The 4,373-nt window shown below is 64.5% G+C and carries 5 protein-coding genes; 2 read left to right on the forward strand and 3 right to left on the reverse strand.

Translation table 11 applies throughout. From position 1 onward, the window contains the following. Positions 1–1,175, forward strand: a 1,175-nt coding sequence (locus QOC69_RS19045; protein ID WP_526442395.1) for an MMPL family transporter, incomplete at its 5' end; no start/stop codon positions are given. Here the strand turns inward: QOC69_RS19045 and QOC69_RS19050 are convergent. Next, positions 1,172–1,669 (reverse strand): hypothetical protein, encoded by a 498-nt coding sequence (locus QOC69_RS19050; RefSeq protein WP_526442397.1) that lies wholly within the window; start codon positions 1,667–1,669, stop codon positions 1,172–1,174. The two genes, QOC69_RS19045 and QOC69_RS19050, sit on opposite strands and share 4 nt — an antisense overlap. Before the next feature lie 64 nt (positions 1,670–1,733). Beyond that, a complete protein-coding gene (locus QOC69_RS19055; protein ID WP_526442399.1) occupies positions 1,734–2,756 on the reverse strand; it encodes a fused (3R)-hydroxyacyl-ACP dehydratase subunits HadA/HadB in 1,023 nt (340 codons plus the stop codon). Between the two features lie 165 nt (positions 2,757–2,921). Between QOC69_RS19055 and QOC69_RS19060 the strand changes: the two genes are divergently transcribed. Further along, positions 2,922–3,356, forward strand: a complete 435-nt coding sequence (locus QOC69_RS19060; RefSeq protein WP_526442401.1) for a hypothetical protein — start codon at positions 2,922–2,924, stop codon at positions 3,354–3,356. On the opposite strand, the gene QOC69_RS19065 is transcribed toward QOC69_RS19060, so the two are convergent. Beyond that, positions 3,347–4,373 (reverse strand): CocE/NonD family hydrolase (locus tag QOC69_RS19065; protein WP_526442403.1); only part of this gene is annotated, 1,027 nt, incomplete at its 5' end. The two genes, QOC69_RS19060 and QOC69_RS19065, sit on opposite strands and share 10 nt — an antisense overlap.

The raw sequence follows: 4,373 nt of genomic DNA on the forward strand, positions 1-4,373 counted from the left end.
TCCCGGTCTGCGCGGCGCTGCGGTCACTCTTCGACGCGCTCGACGGCATCGATCAGTTGACGAGCCAACTGTCCGACGTCGCGGGCAGCATCGCCAAACTGGATGCGCTGCAGCCGAAGTTGCTCGCGCTGATTCCGCCGCAGATCGCGAGCCAGCAGACCAACCGCGACCTGACACTGACCAACTACGCCACCACCTCGGGCATCAACGACCAGGCTGCGGCGGCACTACAGAACTCCACCGCTCTCGGCCAGGCATACGACGCGTCGAAAACGGACGACTCGTTCTACCTGCCGCCGGAGGCGTTCACCAATCCCGAATTCCTGCGGGGGATGAAGCTGTTCATGTCCCCGGACGGCAAGGCCGCCCGCATGATCATCACCCACGACGGGGATCCCGCTACGCCCGAGGGCATTTCGCACATCGACGCCATCAGGCATGCTGCGCAGGGAGCCGTCAAGGGCACTCCGTTGGCCGGGTCCAAGATCTATATCGCCGGCACCGCGGCCACCTATAAGGACATCGCGGACGGTGCCAAATACGATCTCATGATCGCCGGGATCGCGGCGCTCTGCCTAATTCTGCTCGTCATGATGTTCATTACCCGAAGCATCGTCGCGGCGTTGGTCATTGTGGGCACCGTGGCGCTGTCATTGGGCGCCTCTTTCGGGCTTTCCGTGCTGATTTGGCAAGACCTGCTTGGTATCGAGCTGTACTGGATCGTGCTGGCGCTGGCTGTCATCTTGCTGTTGGCCGTTGGGTCGGACTACAACCTGTTGCTCATTTCTCGATTCAAGGAGGAGGTCGGCGCCGGCTTGAATACCGGCATCATCCGGGCGATGGCAGGCTCCGGCGCGGTGGTGACGGCGGCCGGTCTGGTGTTTGCGGCCACCATGGCCTCCTTCGTGTTCGCCGACTTGCGGATTCTCGGTCAGATCGGGACCACGATCGCCCTCGGTCTGCTGTTCGACACGCTGATCGTGCGCTCATTCATGACGCCGTCCATCGCCGCACTGCTCGGGCGCTGGTTCTGGTGGCCGTTGAGGGTGCGGCCGCGCCCCGCCAGTCAGATGCTTCAGCCCTACGGATCACGCCAATCGGTTCGCCAACTATTGCTATGGGAAGACGACGACCCAGCGGTCTCCGAAGAGCCGGGCGGCAGTCACTCGCGCTAACGGGCAGGGGAGAGCTCGTCGGCTGGCTCCGGCTCCGTCACCGCTCCATCCAATCTGCGGCTCGCCGAAGCGTCCCGCAGTTTCCCTTTCAACCGCGCGACCTTGTGCAGCTGAGCGGCCATGTTCATGGAGGTCAGCATCGGGATGCCTCCGATGAACGTTCGGAAGGAGGGATGGCCGCCATCTATATGAAGCACGAAGAGACAGCCGACCACGTAGAAGAATCCGATCGTGAACAGAGCCGCGGGTATCGCGTACGCGAGTGGTGATCGAGCGTCAGCAACCAGTTCGGTCGCATAATCCACTTCGTCTTGCGACATCGGTTCGCGCTTGCGGAGTTTGGCGAGCACCGCTTTATGGGCGCCCACTTCCTCACCCAACGGATGGGATGTCCGATTCTCCAGCCGGCTGATGTACACGAATACGCAGGTGGCGAAGACCATTTCCGCCACGGCAGCGAGGATCGTGAGATCACCCCACGGACCGAGATTCACCCTTCAAATGTTACCTGAACTAAGTAATCCCGTCGGTTCTCACAGGAACATGACAGGAAGCCGCTCAGCGGAAGCGGACGTTCAACGTCGCCAGGCCGAAGATCTTCCGGCTACCGGACTTGGCGGCGACGATGACGACACCGGTGCGGGTCGCCGGGTCCAATGACTTGATCCGGCCGCTGAACTCGATGTCCGCGCCCTCGTTGGCCGACACGATCGCGGGCGCAGACAGCCGGACCGCGTAGCGGGTCACCGCACCGGGGTCTCCCGTCCACGCGGAGGCGAATCCGGCACCCAACCCCATGGTGAGCATTCCGTGGGCAATCACGTCGGGCAGCCCGGCCAGCTTGGCGATGCCCTCGTCCCAGTGGATCGGGTTGCCGTCGCCAGCCACGCCCGAATAGTTGACCAGATCGCCGCGGGACAATCGGGTGTGGCGTGCCGGTAGCTCGTCGCCGACATTCACGTCGTCGAAGGACGGCGTTCCTGGCGCGCGGCCGGCGTCGTCGGCGATCCGAACCTCGCCCTCCGGGCGCACCGTCTTGTGGTACTCGGATTCGCCCACTCCGAAGATGTCCATGTCGTGCATCGTCGTGTTGTGCACGGCCGTCTTGATCTTCGGATCGAGGTCCTCGGCGGTGAGGCCGACGACGGTGGTGTGCAGCGTGTGTACCCGCTCTCCGGCCATGTCGGTGAAGGTGTTGGTCACGGTGATCAGGTCTCTGCCCGCGATCCTGCGCACCGACGTCAGCTCGACGTCGACGTGCAGTTCGTCGCCCGCCACGATCGGGCGGTGTTGCTCGAAGACTTCCTCGGTCTGCATGTAAGTGTCGTAACCGACGACCACCTGCTCGAACATGTGGCGATTGCAGGTCATGCCCGGGGTCGACGTGAACGTCAGCGGCGCCACCAGGTCGGAATAGCCCAGCTCCGCGGCGGCGGCGACGTCCCAGTGCGCGGGGTGGTAGTCCTGTACTGCACGGGCGTACTCGCGTAGCTTCTCTCGCCCGACCAGGTAGGTGCCGTCCATCTGGTAGTAGTGGCCGACCCGCGATTCGAGCGCGGAAGCTTCTGATGCTGCGGTCATGAAATCGCTCAACATTTCTATCGGCTTGTTCGCTGAGGCCGACCAATGCACACTAACGTCCTCGTCCGTTCGTGTGGCTATGGCGGTGTATGGGCGACGACTGGTTAGCGGCGTAGTGCCCAAATGCCGCAATGAGTACCAGTCCAACCGACGGAGGCTCCAAAGATGATGAACCGCTCCGCGTTCGGCGTCGTATTGGCACTTGCTGTCATCGCGGTCGCGGGGACCGGCTGCGCCGGTAGGGACGACAAAACCGCATCAACCGAGTCTGCCGTCACTCGCTCCGAGGTCGCGTCGGCGACGGCATCGGAAACTGCGTCTGCCACTCCCACCGGACAACCCATCGGCACCGCGACGATGAAGGTGAGCGGCGCAGGCCAAGCGACCATCCGCTACCAGATCAACGGTGGCGCAGAGCAAACCGAGTCGAACGTGGCGCTGCCATGGGAGAAGCAATACCCCGTGTACAACGAGATTCAATCTTCGGTCACCGCCGACGCGGGCGATGCCGAACTCTCATGCAGCATCATCATGGACGGCAAGTTGGCGGCATTCGAGTCCCAGCCACGGCCCACGTGCAGTTTCGCCTATTACGGCTGAGCTCCGAAGGCGTCGGGATCGGCCAGCGGAATCACCAGGTGTGACGGTGTCAGTCCGCCCTGTTTCACTCGGTAGACACCGCCGAGCAACGCCTGCCGCGCCGGCCTGGTGGGCACCAGATGCGGGAAGTCGTACGTCGTCATCGTCAGGCGCAGACGGTGATTCGGAGCGATCAACGCCGCGGTCGGGAAGAGTTCGATGTCGTAGCGCGTCAGCTCGCCGGGCACCACGGGCTGTGCGGCCACGCGGGAGCTGACGTGATGGGGGCGCAGCACGGTGCCGTCGGGCAGATACCAGGTGCGCGACGGATCCAGCGCGCGGTGCGAACCGAGCAGCGCGCCCTGGGTGAGGGGGCGGCTGGCGCCGTCGGGGGCCACGTCGTCGAGGTGCGCGACCCACACGGTCTCCGATGTGGTGGCCGTCGCATGCACGGTCAATGTGATCGGCCCGGCGATCAGCGTGGGGGAGTCGAACGGTTCGGTGGTGAAGGTCAGCGCCTCGCGCTGTAGCCGGCGGTTGTCGAGGTCATAACGGATGGGTCTGCCGCGCCGCGAGGCCAAGTAGCTGTTCATGCCCAGGCTCCACTGCTCCAGGCTGCGTCCCGCGATCGGGCCGCGTGCGACGTAGTTCAGCGTGGCCTCGCTCTCGGTCGTGTCGGGATCCGGTGTCAGCCGGCCCGCCGACGACAGATGGAAGCGGGTGGGCGCCGCGTCGGGGAACGGGTAGTCGCTGGCGCGGAACCACCGGGTGCTGCCGATGGGCTGGAACACCACCGGTGCTCCGGACATCGCGGCGGCGGGCGCGTCCTTGAGCCAATGGTCGAACCAGCGCAACTGCAGGGCGTTGAGATGAAGTCCATCGAAATCCGACACGTGATACCAGGGGCCCATCAACAGCCGAAAGCGATCCGACACCTCCTGACCGGACTCCATCGGCGCGTCGACGGGCCGCCCGGCGGCGGCGTTCTGCAGTGCGGCGTAGTTCAGCGGGGCGCCGCGCTGGAAGGCGTCGTGCCAG

The sequence above is a fragment of the Mycobacterium sp. genome, from assembly GCF_032162105.1.
Lineage (GTDB): Bacteria > Actinomycetota > Actinomycetes > Mycobacteriales > Mycobacteriaceae > Mycobacterium.